This is a genomic window from Maribacter ulvicola (assembly GCF_900155985.1).
Lineage (GTDB): Bacteria > Bacteroidota > Bacteroidia > Flavobacteriales > Flavobacteriaceae > Maribacter > Maribacter ulvicola.
On record NZ_FTMA01000001.1, the window covers coordinates 66328 to 84675 of the forward strand.

At 37.3% G+C, this 18348-nt stretch carries 17 protein-coding genes; 9 read left to right on the forward strand and 8 right to left on the reverse strand.

Annotated elements, in window-relative coordinates; translation table 11 throughout:
- Positions 1–8 precede the first annotated feature (8 nt).
- Complete coding sequence (locus tag BW936_RS00255; RefSeq protein ID WP_076546329.1) at positions 9–1226, forward strand: Pycsar system effector family protein; 1218 nt, start codon at positions 9–11, stop codon at positions 1224–1226.
- Here BW936_RS00255 and BW936_RS00260 read toward each other — a convergent pair.
- Entirely contained in the window at positions 1215–3587 is a 2373-nt protein-coding gene (locus tag BW936_RS00260) for a GAF domain-containing protein (RefSeq protein ID WP_076546330.1), read from the reverse strand. The genes BW936_RS00255 and BW936_RS00260 overlap by 12 nt on opposite strands.
- Before the next feature lie 110 nt (positions 3588–3697).
- Here BW936_RS00260 and BW936_RS00265 point away from each other — a divergent pair, with 110 nt between their 5' ends.
- The 7 genes from BW936_RS00265 (at position 3698) to BW936_RS00295 (ending at position 10327) form a co-directional block, all read left to right on the forward strand.
- Positions 3698–4597: a metallophosphoesterase gene (locus tag BW936_RS00265; protein WP_076546331.1), complete on the forward strand. Its 900-nt coding sequence runs from the start codon at positions 3698–3700 to the stop codon at positions 4595–4597.
- A 196-nt stretch (positions 4598–4793) separates the two neighbouring features.
- Positions 4794–5489: an aquaporin Z gene (gene aqpZ, locus BW936_RS00270; protein WP_076546332.1), complete on the forward strand. Its 696-nt coding sequence runs from the start codon at positions 4794–4796 to the stop codon at positions 5487–5489.
- Between the two features lie 98 nt (positions 5490–5587).
- A complete protein-coding gene (locus BW936_RS00275; RefSeq protein ID WP_076546333.1) occupies positions 5588–6904 on the forward strand; it encodes a gluconate:H+ symporter in 1317 nt (438 codons plus the stop codon).
- Positions 6905–6913: 9 nt separating this feature from the next.
- A complete protein-coding gene (locus BW936_RS00280) occupies positions 6914–7381 on the forward strand; it encodes a RidA family protein (RefSeq protein WP_076546334.1) in 468 nt (155 codons plus the stop codon).
- A 5-nt stretch (positions 7382–7386) separates the two neighbouring features.
- Entirely contained in the window at positions 7387–8499 is a 1113-nt protein-coding gene (locus BW936_RS00285; RefSeq protein ID WP_076546335.1) for a D-TA family PLP-dependent enzyme, read from the forward strand.
- A gap of 2 nt (positions 8500–8501) precedes the next feature.
- Entirely contained in the window at positions 8502–9566 is a 1065-nt protein-coding gene (locus BW936_RS00290; protein WP_076546336.1) for a dipeptidase, read from the forward strand.
- 107 nt (positions 9567–9673) lie between these two features.
- Complete coding sequence (locus BW936_RS00295) at positions 9674–10327, forward strand: hypothetical protein (RefSeq protein WP_076546337.1); 654 nt, start codon at positions 9674–9676, stop codon at positions 10325–10327.
- 5 nt (positions 10328–10332) lie between these two features.
- On the opposite strand, the gene BW936_RS00300 is transcribed toward BW936_RS00295, so the two are convergent.
- The 3 genes from BW936_RS00300 to BW936_RS00310 are packed head-to-tail and all read right to left on the reverse strand — an operon-like array spanning position 10333 to position 13999.
- A complete protein-coding gene (locus BW936_RS00300) occupies positions 10333–10710 on the reverse strand; it encodes a PH domain-containing protein (RefSeq protein WP_076546338.1) in 378 nt (125 codons plus the stop codon).
- 20 nt (positions 10711–10730) lie between these two features.
- Entirely contained in the window at positions 10731–12908 is a 2178-nt protein-coding gene (locus tag BW936_RS00305) for an acylase (RefSeq protein WP_076546339.1), read from the reverse strand.
- Positions 12909–12955: 47 nt separating this feature from the next.
- A complete protein-coding gene (locus BW936_RS00310; RefSeq protein WP_076546340.1) occupies positions 12956–13999 on the reverse strand; it encodes a TPM domain-containing protein in 1044 nt (347 codons plus the stop codon).
- Between the two features lie 185 nt (positions 14000–14184).
- Between BW936_RS00310 and BW936_RS00315 the strand changes: the two genes are divergently transcribed.
- Entirely contained in the window at positions 14185–15924 is a 1740-nt protein-coding gene (locus tag BW936_RS00315; protein ID WP_076546341.1) for an ABC transporter ATP-binding protein, read from the forward strand.
- A 266-nt stretch (positions 15925–16190) separates the two neighbouring features.
- Here the strand turns inward: BW936_RS00315 and BW936_RS00320 are convergent, their stop codons facing one another.
- From BW936_RS00320 to BW936_RS00335, 4 genes are all read right to left on the reverse strand, one after another.
- Complete coding sequence (locus tag BW936_RS00320) at positions 16191–16523, reverse strand: 2Fe-2S iron-sulfur cluster-binding family protein (protein ID WP_076546342.1); 333 nt, start codon at positions 16521–16523, stop codon at positions 16191–16193.
- Between the two features lie 154 nt (positions 16524–16677).
- Positions 16678–16935 (reverse strand): four helix bundle protein, encoded by a 258-nt coding sequence (locus BW936_RS00325; protein ID WP_208611101.1) that lies wholly within the window; start codon positions 16933–16935, stop codon positions 16678–16680.
- 41 nt (positions 16936–16976) lie between these two features.
- Complete coding sequence (locus tag BW936_RS00330) at positions 16977–18035, reverse strand: NAD(P)/FAD-dependent oxidoreductase (RefSeq protein ID WP_076546343.1); 1059 nt, start codon at positions 18033–18035, stop codon at positions 16977–16979.
- A 72-nt stretch (positions 18036–18107) separates the two neighbouring features.
- Positions 18108–18347 (reverse strand): NifU family protein, encoded by a 240-nt coding sequence (locus BW936_RS00335; RefSeq protein ID WP_036156981.1) that lies wholly within the window; start codon positions 18345–18347, stop codon positions 18108–18110.
- Position 18348: the final 1 nt, after the last annotated feature.

Genomic DNA, 18348 nt, shown 5'->3' on the forward strand with positions numbered 1-18348 from the left:
TTTTTTCTATGTCAGAAATCCTAGACAACACACAAAAGTTTGTAGTACAATTACTTACCAATCATTTGGATAAGAAATTTTTATACCATAATCTAAGACATACACAAAGAGTCGTTAAAAGTACTAAACAATTACTTGAATCTTGTTCTCTATCTGATCAGGACAAGGAACTTCTTGTAATAGTAGCCTGGTTACATGATACCGGATATACAAAAGGAACTGCTAATCATGAAGAAAGCAGCTGTGAAATAGCAGAGGATTTTTTAACTAAAGAAGGATACGATAAGGAAGCATTGGAGAAGGTGAAGTCCTGCATACTTGCCACAAAATGGAATACAAAGCCAACTAATTTAATGGAAGAAATTATTCGCGATGCAGATTCTTCTCATTTTGCCCAAAGCAGTTACCTTGAAACTTCTGACCTTCTTCGTGAAGAATTGAAGCTGCTTGGCTTAAAAGATTACAACCAAAAAGATTGGTTAGAACTTAATATACAGGTATTTAGAACAGATCATCAATATTATACGGATTACGCCAAAGAGCACTGGTTAGAGAAAAAAGATAAAAACTTAAGAAAACTCATAAAAGACAAAAAGTCTGAAAAGAAACTTGCTAAAAAAGAAAAACTAAAAGCTCAGTTTAAAAGTGAGAGTCCGGATCGTGGCATACAGACCCTTTACCGCGTTACCTTAAAAAATCATATTACCCTTAGTGATATTGCAGATACAAAAGCGAACATATTACTTTCTGTAAATGCCATCATTATTTCATTAGCCCTATCTAACCTTATACCAAAGTTAGACAACCCATCTAACGACTACCTTATTTACCCCACCGTAATATTCGTATTTTTTAGTGTAGTATCTATGGTTTTAGCAGTATTGGCTACCAGACCTAATGTTACTAGCGGTGAATTTACCAAAGAAGATGTAGCCAACAAAAATGTAAATCTCTTGTTTTTCGGTAACTTTCATAAAATGGCATTAAGCGAGTATGAATGGGCCATTCAAGAAATGCTCAAAGACAAAGATTATATTTATAATTCTTTGACCAAGGACCTTTACTTTCTTGGAATAGTGTTGAACAGAAAGTATTCTTTATTACGTTGGACCTATACCATATTTATGATAGGTATGATTTTATCTGTAATAGCATTTGCCATTTCATTTAAATTCTTTGGACCAGATCGTAAATTAGAACTTCTGAGCCAAGTACTACTCTTTTAGCGCATCCATTAAATCTTGATACGTATACGTCTTTTCCGGCTCTTGCTCTCTTTTATAAAGAATCTCTGCACGAATGGCCTTAAGACCAGACACTCCTTGCAGACCTTCTAACTCAACAATTTCTATATTGTTGGTAAAACAGCCTTTAGACTTTAAGAACTTAATATATCTTAAATATTCTAACTCATCTTTTTTCTGGGAGTATACAATGGACAGTACTCCTTTTTGAGTTAATCGTTGTTCTGTACCTTTTATATAAGATTTATCAATTCTCTTTTTTATTACCTCATAACGCGCATTATAAGTGCCGTCAACATCAAATTGTTTTTCATCCATTCTAAAACGAATAGACAACGATGTATTATACACCAGTATTAACGATGCGGCATCTAATGGAACCGGTAATTTTGGCTTTAGCGCATAATGTGCATTTTCCATTTCACACATTACCTGTAATTGCCACAATCTTAGATTATTAAGATATAAAGAGTTGTATTCCTTGGTTTCTGATATTGATGACCCCACATACAAATTATGCTCAACACCGTCTGTTTTATAACGCTCGTAATAATGAGGAAACATAGCTTGTGCCCTTTCTTGCCTTTTATCTATAACCGAGGAAAGTTTTTTATTGATCAATGTTACACTTTCATCGTAGTTTTTTCTATGATCATAGTATGAGCCGGTACCCATGTCAATTTTTGACTCATATTTTAAAATATACTTCTCTATATCCTTGTCAGATTTTTTAAGATGTTCAAAAACAGGTGATATTTCTTCCTGGACAAAATCAAAAATAGCTTGCTCACTATTCGTATAAAGAACTTCCTTTATACTTTCTAGATGATTATTTACCCTAAAAATTAATTCCTCATATATGGGAAGATCCCACTTTTTTACCGCAATATTCAGCACATTATCTATCTCTGAAAGCTGAATCATTAAATCTCGTTGAATTGCTAAATTTCGAGCTTGTGAAGAATCTTTTATATCAATTTGACCAAATAAGGGATAAACATCCTTAAAAACGATTTCTTTAAATGATGGCGATTTTCCTTCAATCTCCTCTATCATAAACTTTTTCGCCTCTTCTTTAAACTTCCAATATACAGATGAATGTACAGAAGTGCATTCATTCTGAATTATAGCGTCTATTCTGTTATTCTCTTCACTTTTAGCACGTACAACGGCAGACACTATAAAAGGCAAAACATCATTTAATTTTTGTGCATTTACACCATTTAGTACTCGTTTCTTTTCTGATACGATTTCTAATACCCCTAACAGGTTATTTTCATAAGCTATTGGAGCAAAAATGGCACTTTGTACTCCCTGCTCCTTTAATCCCTTATACGGATTCATATTACCAGACTGCTTTACCTTACGATCCATATCGGTAATGGTAAAATAAGAATTGTGATCTATGAGCTTATCATAAGAATCTTCACACAAGGCACTTTTACAGTTCATATGGTGCTGACTACCCAAAAGAAAGCTATCAAAGCCCATACCTGCTACCACTTCAAACTCATCTTTCTTAGCATCAAAAAAGGCAAAGCCTACTTTAATATTTGGCAAACTAAAAAAGGACTTAAAAGTTTCCTGCAAATCATGCATGAAATTCGTAGGCTGTATGGTATCCTTAGAAATTAATTTTGTCTTAATATTAGAAATTGCCTGTTCCATAGTAACATCGAACAGGTTGGCAATTACAAATCCTTTAGAAATAAAACTCTCTGGAGGAATTTTCTCCATCCAAAGCTTCACATCATTTGGGTTGGCCAATAATTCATCTACATCTTCTTGCGAAACTTCTTTGGCCTTCTCCGTAGGAATAATATCTATAAAATCTGCATTATATAAAATACGGTAATGGCGCATTACCCCGTTGGCATCTGGAATATCGTAAAAATAGGGGCGACTAAAATCTAAATGATATCCATAATAATAATTTAAAACTACCACACAGCTCATGATATAATCCATATCATCGCCAATGTTTCTTAATTGTGGTACATAGCCATCGCCTGCCTCTTCAATTATTTTCTGAAAACGTGTAGACGACTTTATGAGCATATCTTGATAAGGCATGGTCGCTACCTTTATCTCGTTACCACTTAAAGTTTCTGTAAATGTATCTTGTAGAATACGATTAATAAGATCTTTGTTCTTTTCTAATAAACTAAAATCTGAAAAACCATCACGCAGTTCGGGAAATCCTTTTTCAACAGATAAAATCCGTTCAGCGGTAGCCGCTAAAAAAGCATCATCACCTTTCAAGTGTTTGTCATACCTCTCAAGGAGTTTTTCAAAACTTATGAGGTGCTTGACCGGCATTATCTTTCTCTCGTGCTTTCCCATAGTATAGTTAGTCTACTAATTTGCGGCAAAGTTACAAAACATCCCATATTTTTAAGTGCCCTAAACCCTATGGTTGACCTGTTTTTCGGATATTTAACGAAAAATAACCTATGTCATCTGATAGTAGACTTACCAGAGCTTACAAAAACGCTAAAGTTATTACGTTTGATGACACCTCTAAATTCATTCTTTTTAGCGACTGTCACAGGGGAGACAACAGTTTTGCCGATGATTTTGCCAACAATAGAAACATTTATTTTCACGCATTAAAATTCTACTTTTCAGAAGGGTTTCAATATTGCGAACTTGGTGATGGTGATGAACTTTGGGAGAACGTTCATTTTGAATCTATTTTTGAGGCGCACAAGAATGTCTTTAAACTTTTAAAACAGTTTCATTTAGAGCATAGATTACATATGATCTGGGGAAATCATGATATGGTATACAAAGACGAAGCCTATGTCAAAAAAAATCTATCCAGTTATTTTGAACCTATTGACGATAAGGACAAATCTCTTTTTGAAGGCATCAAATATCATGAAGCTCTTATTTTAAAACATACAGAAACACAACAAGAGGTTTTTCTAACCCACGGGCACCAGGCAGATTGGTGGAACTACACATTTTGGCGTTGGGGCAGATTTTTAGTGAGGGTACTCTGGAAACCATTGCAGGTATGGGGTATTGCAGATCCTACTTCGCCTGCTAAAAATTATACGGAACTCATAAAAGTTGAGCGGCGTATTAAAAAGTGGATTTTAAAAAACAACCTAAAAGTTACCGTAGTTGGCCACACCCACAGACCTAGATTTCCAGAACCTGGAGATATTCCACTTTTTAATGATGGTAGTTGTGTTCACCCAAGAAGTATAACCGGTATAGAAATAGAAAAAGGAAATATTTCTTTGATTAAATGGCAAATAAACACTACTGATGATGGCACCCTTCGTGTAGTCCGTATTTTATTGGAAGGCCCACAGAAACTGAAAGATTATCTAAATAAAAAATAAGATGGAAACGTCTTTCCTTTTTAAAGTTAATTTTATGTCAGCAAATAAATAGATGCTAATTATTCATGTAATTTTCAGCAATATTCTTTCTAAAACTTAATTTCACTTTTAATATCCCAAAAAAATAGCTAAAAAATTGTGACTTATACAAGGTTTTGGTTTCTAAACTAATACAAATCAATTAAACCTTATAAAAATGAAAAAATTTATTGCAGAATTTATTGGTACGTTTTGGCTGGTATTAGGTGGTTGCGGCAGTGCCGTGCTTGCCGCAGGATTTCCGGAATTAGGTATTGGCTTTGTCGGGGTTTCTTTAGCTTTCGGCTTAACCGTGGTAACCATGGCATACGCCATTGGTCATATTTCTGGCTGTCATTTAAACCCCGCCGTAACAATTGGTGTTTGGATAGGTGGTCGTTTTAAAGGCAAAGACGTTTTACCGTATATTGGAGCACAAGTTATGGGCGGTATTGCCGGCGCAGCCATTCTATTTCTTATTGCTTCGGGGAGATCAGATTTTGTTCTTGGCGGATTTGCTTCTAACGGATTTGGAGAACACTCGCCCGGAGGTTACAGTATGTCTTCCGCTTTGATTACGGAAGTTGCCATGACATTCTTTTTCTTGTTCGTGATTTTAGGATCCACATACACAAAAGCACCTAGAGGATTTGCAGGTTTAGCGATCGGACTTTGCCTTACCTTAATTCACCTGATCAGTATACCTATAACAAATACATCGGTAAACCCTGCCCGCAGTACAAGTCAAGCCCTTTTTGTGGGCGATTGGGCAATGGACCAACTTTGGCTGTTCTGGCTAGCACCTGTAGTAGGGGCTATTTTGGCAGGATTGGTTTATAAAGCAATCTCACCAGAGGCAACAGATAAATTATAGCATCCTATTGTTTAAGCTCATCATAATAAGATAAAATATGATGAGCTTTTTTTTTATGGTATATTTAAGGAGTCAACTCAACCAACGCTACTCAACATATGCCTTTAATTATTGTCATTCTGGGAATTCTGCTTCTGTTCATTCTCATTGCAAAATTTAAACTTAATGCCTTTATCACCTTTATCATCGTTTCTTTATTCGTTGGTATCGCTGAGGGTATGGAACCTGTTAGTGTGGTTGATTCCATCCAAAAAGGCATCGGGAACATTCTAGGTTTTCTTGTCATTATATTAGGGCTTGGCGCTATGCTGGGCAAATTGGTTGCCGATAGTGGTGCCGCACAAAAAATCACCACTCAGTTAGTACAGAAATTCGGCAAAAAGAACATTCAATGGGCGGTTGTCCTAACTGGTTTTATTGTTGGTATCCCCATGTTCTATTCTGTAGGTTTCGTAATATTGGTGCCGCTGGTATTTACAATTGCAGCAGCTACAGGATTGCCTTTGTTATATGTAGGGTTACCTATGCTAGCCTCCCTTTCCGTAACACATGGTTACCTGCCGCCACACCCTGCGCCTACCGCACTGGCATCCATGTTCAATGCTGATATTGGCAAAACATTGTTATACGGAATCATTGTTGCCATACCGGCAATAATTGTTGCGGGACCTCTATTTTCAAGAACTTTGAAAAAGATTGATGCCACTCCGCTAAAAGAGTTTCTGAATCCTGTGGTGCTAAAAGAGCATGAAATGCCAAGTATGGCAAATAGTATTATTAGCGCACTATTACCCGTTATTCTGATAGCCGTAGCTGCACTGGCACAACTCTTATTACCTGCCCATTTATTTATCACCAAGATTTTGGTGTTTATGGGCAACCCGGCCATTGCAATGCTAATTGCGGTCTTGGTTGCTATATACACTCTAGGTTTAGGTCGCGGAAAAAGTATGAAAGAAGTTATGGGTTCTGTAGGTAGCGCTATTACAGGCATTACTATGGTTTTATTAATTATTGCTGGATCTGGCGCCTTAAAACAAGTTTTGATCGATAGTGGTGTAAGTGAATATATTGGCGGAATTTTAGAGCAATCGTCCATTTCTCCTCTTATATTGGCTTGGCTGATCGCTACCGTAATTCGTGTTTGTGTAGGCTCCGCAACCGTTGCCGGTTTAACCGCTGCGGGCATTGTCTTGCCTCTTGTTCAAGGTTCTGGTGTTAGTCCAGAATTAATGGTGTTGGCCATTGGATCAGGTAGTTTAATGTTATCTCATGTAAACGACAGTGGCTTTTGGCTGTTCAAAGAATATTTTAACTTGTCCGTAAATGACACGTTAAAAAGCTGGACGGTTATGGAAACTACCGTAGGTATTATGGGACTCATTGCCGTTCTAGTGATAAATATGTTCATCTAAAAAATAAATATGCAAAAGAAACCATCTGAAAGAATTAAGGAATTAGGGCTAGTTTTACCTCCCGCTCCACCGCCTGCCGGGTTATATAAACCCGTTATGGTCGTTGATCACTTTTTATATATATCCGGTCAAGGTCCTATGCAAAATGACAGTTCACTAATAGTGGGCAGAGTAGGTCATGATATGACTATGGAAGAAGCTAAGGTTGCCGCTAGGCAAGTGGCACTAACTATGCTTTCTACCATACAGACCCATTTTGGTGATATTGATAAAATTAAAAGAATTGTAAAGACCTTGGGAATGGTGAATTCCACTCCTGATTTTGGTCAGCAGCCTTTGGTCATAAACGGATTCAGTGAACTTATGGCTGATATTTTTGGACCTGATAACGGCGTTGGAGTTCGTAGCGCTGTGGGAATGATTTTACCCGGTGGAATTCCCGTTGAAATTGAAGCTCATTTTGAACTCCATCATTAACGACTATGGCAAACGAAATTTGGTACTCCATACATCGTCCTGAGAATGTAATTTCTCCTTCTTTATTGGTATATCCGGATAGGATTCAGCATAATATTGATTTGATGATTTCTATGGTTGGCGATGTAACTAGACTACGCCCACATGTAAAAACATATAAAAATGCCAATATTATTAACCTGCAAATGGCAGCCGGAATTCAAAAATTTAAATGTGCCACTATCGCTGAAGCAGAATTGCTTGGCGGCTGTAATGCTAAAGATGTTTTGCTGGCCATGCAACCCGTTGGGGTAAATGCATATCGTTTTATCAAGTTGATAGAAAAATACCCGAACACCACGTTTTCTACACTTATTGACAATGCTAAAACACTTAATATTCTCAGTGAAATAGCCGCAGTCAATAAAACTAAATTGTCACTTTGGGTAGATATCAACAATGGCATGAATCGTACAGGAATTATTCCTGATGAAGAAGCACTTGCTTTGTATAGTGAATTGCATAAAAACAAACATTTAATTGCCGCAGGCTTACATGTATACGATGGGCATTTAAGAAATACAGATCCGGCTCTAAGAGAATCTGAATGCGATGCAGCTTTTGAGCCAGTTATTTCTCTAAAGAAAAGTATTGAAAACCTTTCTATTCCTAGTCCAAAAATAGTAGCTGGCGGTTCCCCTACGTTTCCTTTTCATTGCAAACGTACAGATGTAGATGCCAGCCCAGGTACTACGCTTCTTTGGGATTCTGGTTATGGTAAACTATTTCCAGAAATGGGATTTTTACCAGCTGCAGTACTGTTTACAAGAATTATAAGCAAACCAACAACCGGAATTCTATGTTTTGATCTTGGTCATAAATCTATTGCTCCAGAAATGCCCTTTCCCCGAATTGAATTTTTGGACTTAAAACACAGTAAACAAATAAGTCAGTCAGAAGAACATTTGGTGGTTGAATATGATGACCTTACCATCCCAGAGGTAGGCGATATCCATTATGCCATACCAAAGCATATTTGCCCAACCGTAGCAAAATATGACACCCTGACCGTAATAAAAGATAATGCCGTTGCCGATTATTGGCCGGTTACCGCAAGAACTCAAAAATCTACTATTTAAGCATGTTTATATTTGATGCCCATTTAGACCTTTCTATGAATGCCATGGACTGGAATCGTGATCTCACTTGGTCTATTGAAGAAATTAGAAAAAGTGAACTGGGTTTAACCGATAAGCCTGGTCGTGGCAACAATACGGTTTCTTTAGAAGCGATGCGAAAAGGGAATATTGGCCTCTGTATGGCAACTCAAATTGCGCGTTATGTGCATAAAGACAATACGCTGCCGGGATGGAAATCTTCACACCAGGCATGGGCACACACCCAAGGGCAACTAGCATGGTACAAAAGTATGGAAGAGGCCGGTGAAATGGTTCAGATTACCAACAAAACCCAACTTGATGCTCATTTAGCGCTGTGGAAAACAGATAAAGAAAAGAAACCCATAGGTTATTTACTTAGTCTTGAAGGTGCAGATTCTATCGTTGACATCTCATACCTACAGAAAGCGTATGATTCTGGCTTAAGAGCTATTGGTCCCGCTCATTATGGTCCCGGAACTTATGCCCATGGCACCAATTCAATAGGTGGTATTGGAGCTAAAGGAAGAGAACTTCTTAAAGAAATTGAACGACTGGGAATCATACTTGATGTTACCCATTTATGTGACTTAAGTTTTTGGGAAACCATGGTAAATTATGATGGTCCCCTTTGGGCAAGCCATAATAATTGTAGAGCATTAGTAAATCATCACAGACAATTTACTGATGAGCAATTAAAGGAAATTATTGACAGGAAAGGGGTAATTGGTGTTGTTCTAGATGCTTGGATGATGTCACCCACTTGGGAGAGAGGTGTTTCTACTCCGCAATCAGCAAATGTAAGCCTACAACAAATCATAGATAATATAGATCATATCTGTCAATTGGCAGGAAACGCCAATCATGTAGGCATTGGTTCTGACCTTGATGGCGGATTTGGAACAGAACAAGGCCCGGCAGATGTAGATACTATTGCAGATCTACAGAAAATAACCCGATTATTAGAATATAGAGGGTATACACAACCCGATATAGAAAATATTATGAACGGAAACTTTATTAATTTCTTAAAAAGAAACCTAAAGTAGAAAACTTCATTCATCGAAAAAACTACATTGCAAAGAGAATTTAACGAAGCCTTAAGGACGCATGGCAGGGTATTTGTTATCTTTAATTCATCAATAGTTAAGATTCGATGAGAAAAGTTATTTTTCTTTTTATTGTATTGTTCTCCTTTTCTGCGGTTCAGGTTTCTGCGCAAACAGATTTACCTACGTCAAAACCGCTTAAAATTGATAAAGTACAGCCTATTAAATCTACTGGCACTCCAAATAAGGGGTCTGTTCTGAACATGCCTAATTTGATCAAAGAACAGCCCAGTGTAGATATGACAGCTCCTTACCCGGTAAAAATGCTGCCAGACGAAGAGTTGGTACAGGCAGGTGCCGGTTTAAAAATAGACCCACGTATTGGTCCAGGAGAACGCTTGGGTGGTTCCGGTCAGTATTTTGCCGACCAATATTTAGGGGATGTAAAGAGTAGCGGAAAATTCATAGGTATTGTTTGTAGAGATCATGAATATGTAGATGGCGATCGTGTAAAGATATACATGAACGATATGGTAGTGGAGCCCAACCTTTTATTGACAGGAGGTTTTAAAGGTATTAATGTTGATTTGCAAGACGGATTTAACCGTTTAGATTTTGAAGCTCTAAACCACGGATCATCTGCACCAAATACAGCACAGGTAGATGTGTACAATGATAAAGGGGAATTAATCTATTCTAATAAATGGTTACTATCCGCAGGCTCTAAGGCTACGTTGATCGTTACCAAAGACTCTATGTAGTACTTCTACATTACCTTACTTGCCAAATAGCGCTGTACTTCATAAACATCAATACTCTTATTAAATTTCTTACTTACACTAGGTGCGTTTTCACTAGATATCCATATTTTTAACTCGGCATCCAAATCAAAAGTTCCAGAAGTCTCTAAAGAAAATCTAGAGATATTCTTGTAAGGCAAAGATTTGTATTCAACCTTACTACCTGTTATCCCCTGTATATCAATAAGAATTAACCGTTTATTGGTAAACATAAAAACATCACGTAATAAAGAAAAACCCAACTCAATCTGCTCGTCCTCTACCAATAATCTACCATATTTTTTCAGTAATTGTTCCGACGAAACTTCACTTGCATTTCCTAATATTTTATTCAATAACCCCATAATGTATGTTCTATATTAATTTATCTTTTTCCAGGAGTATACGTCTCTTCTGCCCTTTTTAAAACATCTTCGCGGTAAAAAGGAACTTCTTTCCAATTTACATTTTTATATCTAATAATTTGATCATCAAAATGTGGTGAAGCTGGATCTCCACTTTGCCCGCCTGCCAATATACTTTTAGCTTTTACGGTATCCCCAAATTCTACGACCGCTACAAAACTATTACCTCTGGTACCATATATTTTCTTTGCTCCTTCTGTGGTATAACGAGCGCCATAAGCTGCTAATGCCCCCCATCTACCAGAAGCAAATCCAATTGGGATACTTGGTTTAGTGTCATCAAAATATTGTTTTATATCTCCTGTGATTCGTTGATATCTGTTGACTTCGCCCCAAGGCATTTTCCACGTTACAAAATCCGTCGTTAGCTGATCAATTACTTCTTCGAATATTTTCAAAGCTTCTTCTGTATGCGTACCAAAATAGATAATGCGTTCCATATCACTGATATTATCTGGATGTTTGGCGCTACTCCCCATTGCGGTACCATAAAAATGTGCCAATGTCATGGCTACCTGATCTTCGCCGGCTGTATAATCCCATTCTTCAAGAATTTTAATTGGCTCTTTCAATTTAGGATTCTTATCATCTTGGGCGTAATAAGCTTTTACCAAACCAGGAATCAATGCCTTAAATGCTGGTAAATAGGGATCATGCGCTAATTGAATTAAGCTATCTATAGTATAGCCTTTTCTATCTGACAACAATTCTATGGCATGTACTCCTCTAAAATTCTCTTGATCTCTAGACATATAAATAGGATAATCTCCTTTCTTAGGACTGAATTCTAAAGCAGATGTGTACGGCGTAGAATTACAGTTTTGGATCCACCCATTTTTTGGATTCAACACTAGAATATTTTCGTCCACAGAATGTAACCCTTGCCAATCTGTTTTAGGATCACTACCATCAACTGGCTCGGTATAGTCAAATTGAACATCTCGTTTTGGAACGTAATTACCATGAAAATAAGCAATGTTTCCTTCCGCATCTGCATACACGGTATTGTTACTTGAATTGGTACGGATATCCATCATTTCACGAAAACCTTTGTAACCGTTTTGTTTGGTACGGATGAATGACTGCGCTAACGCATTCACCGGTTCCCACATCATGGCAGATGCCGTCCATTGCCCATCGGCAACGTGTGTTATTGGACCGTGGTGCGTTCTATATGCCGGGTATTTTTTCTCTTTCAGTTTTTTACCGTCAAGGTATTTCAATACGATCTCAGACGATGCTACCGGTCGCAATTCTTCTCCGTATTGATAAAATAAATTATCATCGTTCCTAACTATTGTCTCCTTGAATTCATCCATAACATCAGTATATGTTGATGTATGCATCCATCCGGTTTTTTCATTAAACCCTTGGTAGACGAAAAACTGACCCCAAGTTACCGCTCCATAGGCATTTAACCCTTCCTCAGAAACTACATGAACTTCTCCCCTAAAATAAAATGAAGTATGCGGATTTATCAATAATAACGGATTACCCGACTGGGTTAATTTACCCGATATAGCTATACCATTAGATCCTTGTGGTTCTTCTGCTTCTTTCTCCTTCTTCAATTGAATTGCTTCCATTTCTGGCAATGCCATATCACTTTCATAAAAAGCAGCGATTTTCTTTGTAGAAATTCGCTCAATATCACCACCTATTGACCCTTCACTGAAATACATAGGCATCCATGGTTTAAAGTGGGTCAACAATTTTGGTTTTACTTTTGGGTGCGTATATAAGTAGTAATTGATACCATCGGCAAAGGCATCACATAATTCCTTTAACCAAGCGGGACTGTTTTCGTAATTCGCTTTCGCCTCTTCTTCTGTCATGAACAGTTTTGCACGTAAATCACTATATATCGCCTCTTCTCCATCTACTTCTGCCAACCTCCCTGTTGCCCAAATATAGTTTTGTTCTACCCTATTAAAATCATCTTCGCATTGGGCATATAACAATCCGAACACGGCATCGGCATCGGTTTTACCATAAATATGGGGCACTCCAAAATCATCTCTTATTATTTCTACATTAGCAGCTTGGGCTTCCCATTTTTCTATTTCATCCTTCTCTGGTTTATCTGTCTTACATGATAAAACCAATACAAATGCCAACAAATAAACAATTCTGTTCATGGATACAATTTTTATGATTTTTTGCGGTATATAAATGTACTTGATTTTTACCAACTTCCACTTGATCCACCACCGCCAGAACTTCCTCCGCCTCCTGAAAAAGAGCTGCTACCACCTGATGAACTACCGCCGGATCCAAAAGAGTGCGTACCTGATGAGGAAAATGTTTTTCTGTAATACGTTTTATCATTCTTGACCCAAGATATATTCAAATCCTCATCGCCAATTAGTTTTAGCTTTATGAACGCAATGACCGCAGCTATTCCAAAAAACGGTAGTAGCAGCCATAACAGCAAGCTTGGCTGATCAGTAACGTAAAAGATAGGATTTAAATTTTTATACTTAAAATTAAAAAAAATGACAAATGGTACTATCATAAAAACAAGCCCTAACACACCAGAAAATGCCCCAGATATTAGCAAGAAAATGCCTGGCAACACCCCAAGTTTCCCAAGAAACACCCCCTTAAAAACTTCAATAACATTTAAGTAATTTTTATAAAAAATAAATCCGCCCGACCCTGAAAAAGCCAAGAAAAACAAACCCATTATAACATAAATTGCCCGTTCATCATTTTCTTCCTCATCTACAATTTCCTGTTTAAACTCGTCAAGTACTTCTGGATTATTAAGAAATTCTATAAGCTGATTTGTAGCTTCGTCCATGCCTGCGAAATAAGCTTTTTCCTTAAACTTCGGAATCATTGTATTTCGTATAATTCTCGAAGCAACGGCATCTGTAATGTACGGTTCCAATCCGTAACCAACCTCAATTCTAACTTCCTTGTCCAACTCTGAAAATAGAATCAATAGTCCGTTGTCCTTTCCTTCTTGACCAATTCCGTTCTGCATAAAGAGACCATTGGCGTAAGATTCAATAGTATCAAAATCCAATTCTTCTATGGTTACCACTACCAACTGATTAGTAGTAGCGTCTTCAAAAGCAACCATACGCTGATTTAAAGCAGTCTCTTGAGCTGGCGTAAAAATGTTGGCACTATCGGTTACAAAATCACGCAAATCATAGTATTGTTCTTGTGCGTTTACATAAAACGTAACAAATAGAAAAAGGAATATGGTTTTTTTAAGCATGGGTCGGTAATCAGGTTATTCAAATATAAAGACCTTTATTGATACGCTTAGCCAATATCAAAACCTATTCTAGATTCGGTAAAACTTTAGAATTGAAGTAACTTGCAACTCATTACCGGTAGGTCCCGACTGTGTTCGACCGGACAACAGAATATTTAAACAGTAAATAGCAAGTACAGACACCTATGGCAGAGAAAAAAATAAGTATCCTAACCGCTTTCAAAACTATTATTTGGCCACGTAGAAAACTGGTTTTATTGGGCTTATTACTCATTGTCATCAGCAAAGCGGCAAGTTTTGTTGCACCGGTGTCGCTACGTTACTTCTTAGATGATATTATCCCTAATAAAAATTATGACCTATTAAAAATATTGGTCGCGGTTGTAATTTTTGCGTTTTTAGTGCAGGCAGTTATGTCGTTCTTGCTCACAAAGGTATTGAGTATACAAGCGCAGTTTATGATTTCTGAACTACGATCTCAAGTACAGAAACAAGTTCTTTCTCTTCCAATCCGTTTTTTTGACAACACTAAATCCGGCTCTTTGGTTTCTAGAATTATGAGTGATGTTGAAGGGGTGAGAAACTTAATTGGCACCGGACTCGTACAATTGGTTGGTGGTACAATTACGGCTGTGGTGTCTCTTATTTTACTATTGAGAATTAGCCCTACCATGACACTTCTAACCTTTGTTCCTTTAATATTGTTTGCATTTATCGCTTTAAAGGCATTTAAAATCATTAGACCTGTTTTTAGAGAACGTGGTAAAATCAATGCCGAAGTAAAAGGAAGATTAACAGAAACCCTGGGCGGTATTCGTGTTATCAAAGGCTTCAACGCCGAAGAACAAGAGAGCAAGGTTTTTGAAGAAGGCGTAGATAGATTATACCAGAATGTAAAGAAAAGTTTAACGGCTACCGCATTTATGACAAGTGCCTCAACCTTTTTGTTAGGATTAGCCACTACAGGTATTATGATGGGCTTTGGTGGATACAAAATGATGCAAGGCGAACTTACGACCGGAGAGTATTTTGAGTTTACTTTTCTTCTTGCCCTAATGGTAGCACCTATTGTACAGATGAGCAACATAGGAAGCCAATTGACCGAAGCTTTAGCCGGTTTAGACCGTACCGAGGAGTTAATGAACAAGGTTGCAGAATCTGACGAAAAAGACAGAACCATTACGCTTTCAAATATTAAAGGTGATATGGTTTTTAATGATGTATCATTTGCCTACGAAGAAGATAAAGATGTATTACACAATATCAGTTTTGAAGCAAAATCTGGTGATGTCATTGCCCTTGTAGGTAGTTCTGGATCCGGAAAATCTACCATTGCAGGTCTAGCAGCTAGTTTCTTAAATCCCGATTCTGGAGAAATTTCTATTGATGGAACCGATTTGTCAAAAGTTGACCTTACCAGTTTTAGGCAGCATTTAGGTGTTGTACTACAAGATGATTTTCTATTTGAAGGTACGATAAGAGAGAACATCCTTTTCCCAAGACCAGATGCTTCTGAAGAAGAATTGCAATCCGCAATCAAAGCAGCGTATGTTGATGAATTTACCGATAGATTTGAAGACGGATTAAATACCATAATTGGAGAGCGTGGCGTAAAATTATCTGGCGGTCAACGACAACGTATTGCCATTGCAAGAGCAGTGTTGGCAAATCCAAGAATATTAATTCTTGATGAAGCTACCTCTAACCTTGATACAGAAAGTGAAGCCCTAATTCAAAAGAGTTTGGCTGAACTTACAAAAGGAAGAACCACTTTTGTCATTGCACACCGCTTAAGTACCATCAGGAAAGCCAACCAAATATTAGTTATTGAAAACGGACGTATTGCCGAGCAAGGAACCCATGAAGAGCTGATTGCAAAAGAAGGCAGATATCACAATCTGTTTACGTATCAGGCTAGGATATAGGTTGGTTGTTGGTTGTTGGTTGTTGGTTGTTGGTTGTTGGAAAATAAAAAATATGCCAATTCGAATGAATTTTCGAAGTATTTGAAAATTTGTATCGAGAACCCTCGCTAGTATCCAAACGATATTTAATTCTACACTGTCGCTCAGCAGGTAAACAAAAAACTATTTGGCTAGTTAGAGCACAGTCGAAAAACCTAGGAACACAAATTCAACAGATTGCTTCGTCCGTCTCGATTACATCTCGTTTTCTCGCAATGACCAGACTCTTATAATTCCTCTGGGGCTAACGCTACTTCTAATCCCTCCATATCTTCTGAGATATGTAATTGACAGCCTAAACGTGAGTTATCTTTTACATTAAAAGCCTCGGACAACATGGCTTCTTCATCGTCACTCATTTCTGGCAGTTCAGTATCTGACAACACATAACATTGACAAGAAGCGCACATAGCCATACCTCCACAAATACCAATTGTACCTTCTGGAGCAAGTTCATAAGAACGTACTACTTCCATTAAGTTCATATTCATATCTGTTGGTGCGTCTATTTCGTGTAACACTCCGTCGCGGTCAGTAATTTTTATTTTGATATCAGTCATAAATCATTGGGTTAGTGGGTTAGTGGGTTAGTGGGTTAGTGGGTTAGTGGGTTAGTGAAAAATATTATTTCATTGATTTAATAAAGGCATATAACATTTTTGACACTTGATTAGTTTTATTTATTAATTCTGATGCCAATTCTTTTTAAACATATTATAAACTTTGCGCAAGATAAAACATGGATCTTAGTTCACTATTAGAAGCTAAAGAAAAGTATAAAAAACGTTTGAAATCTGCATTGGAACTTCTTTCGAATCCTTCTGCTATATTGTTGGAGATAGATACTGATGCCCTAGTAATTTGTTCACGAAAACCAAAGTCTTTTGAATCTCTAAATTGTTTATAAATAAGAACAGCTAAATCCTGAGATTTCTGCCAAACCTTTAAGTCTTCAAATCGTTGTATAGTCATCTTACTAATTCACTATTTCACCAACAAACCAATTCACTACTTTACTCAATCTTCTTCACCACCGCCTTAGGCGCTTCCTTTTTTGTTCCGTCAAAACCGTTCACACCACCTACTGTGGTATATTTCATTACGTATTTTTTATCAGGATGAATTTTTTGAAAGGCACTTTGGCACATTAGCGTTGCTTCGTGAAAACCACAAAGGATCAGTTTTAATTTACCAGGATAAGTATTTACATCGCCTATGGCATAAATACCAGGTATGTTTGTTTGGTAGTCAAACGTATCTACTTTTATAGCATTTTTTTCAATCTCCAATCCCCAGTCACCAATTGGACCAAGTTTAGGCGATAGTCCAAATAAAGGGATGAAATTATCAACCTCTAAGACTTGTTCTTCCTTTGCGTCAGAGATTTTTCTGATCAATACAGATTCTAGTGTATCATCTCCATTTAAGGCTATAATTTCTGCGGGGGTAATTAGATTTAGCTTCCCTTGATTCTTTAATTCTTGAACTTTTTCAACCGAGTCTAAAGCTCCCCTGAACTCATTTCTTCTATGTACCAAAGTTACTTGAGATGCTACATCTGCCAAAAAGATACTCCAATCTAGGGCAGAATCTCCACCACCAGCAATAACCACTTTTTTATCGCGATATACTTCTGGATCTTTGATCATGTAAGCAATACCGTTATCTTCAAATTTTTTCAAATTATCCAACAATGGTTTTCTTGGCTCAAAACTACCCAATCCGCCAGCTATGGCAACTACTGGTGCATGGTGTTCCGTTCCTTTATTTGTTGTTACTATAAAAGTACCATCATCTAATTTTTTAATGGTCTCTGCACGTTCGCCTAAAGTAAAACCTGGTTGAAAAGATTTGATTTGCTCCATGAGATTATCTACCAAATCGCCCGCCAATACTTCTGGAAAACCAGGAATATCATAAATGGGTTTTTTAGGGTAGATTTCTGAACACTGCCCCCCAGCTTGTGGTAAAGCGTCTATTAGGTGGCATTTAAGTTTTAGGAGTCCGGCTTCAAAAACGGCAAAAAGACCTGTTGGTCCCGCGCCAATTATTAATATATCGGTTTTAATCATTACTGAAATTCTTTGCAATTTCCTTCAAAATTATCAATCTATCGTTTCAAATATCATGACAATTATCAGGCTTTATCCTTCTATATTAATTACATTTTGAATTTGTGGAGCGTACTTTTTAATCGTCATTTCAACACCACTTTTTAAGGTCATTTGATTGACACTGCAACCTACACACGCCCCTTCTAAGCGCACCGTTACAGATTCATCTTCAATAGAAATAAGACTGATATCTCCACCATCGCTCTGTAAGAAAGGTCTAATTTCTTCCAATGCTTTTTCCACATTTACTTTTAGCTCTGTTGCAGTCATA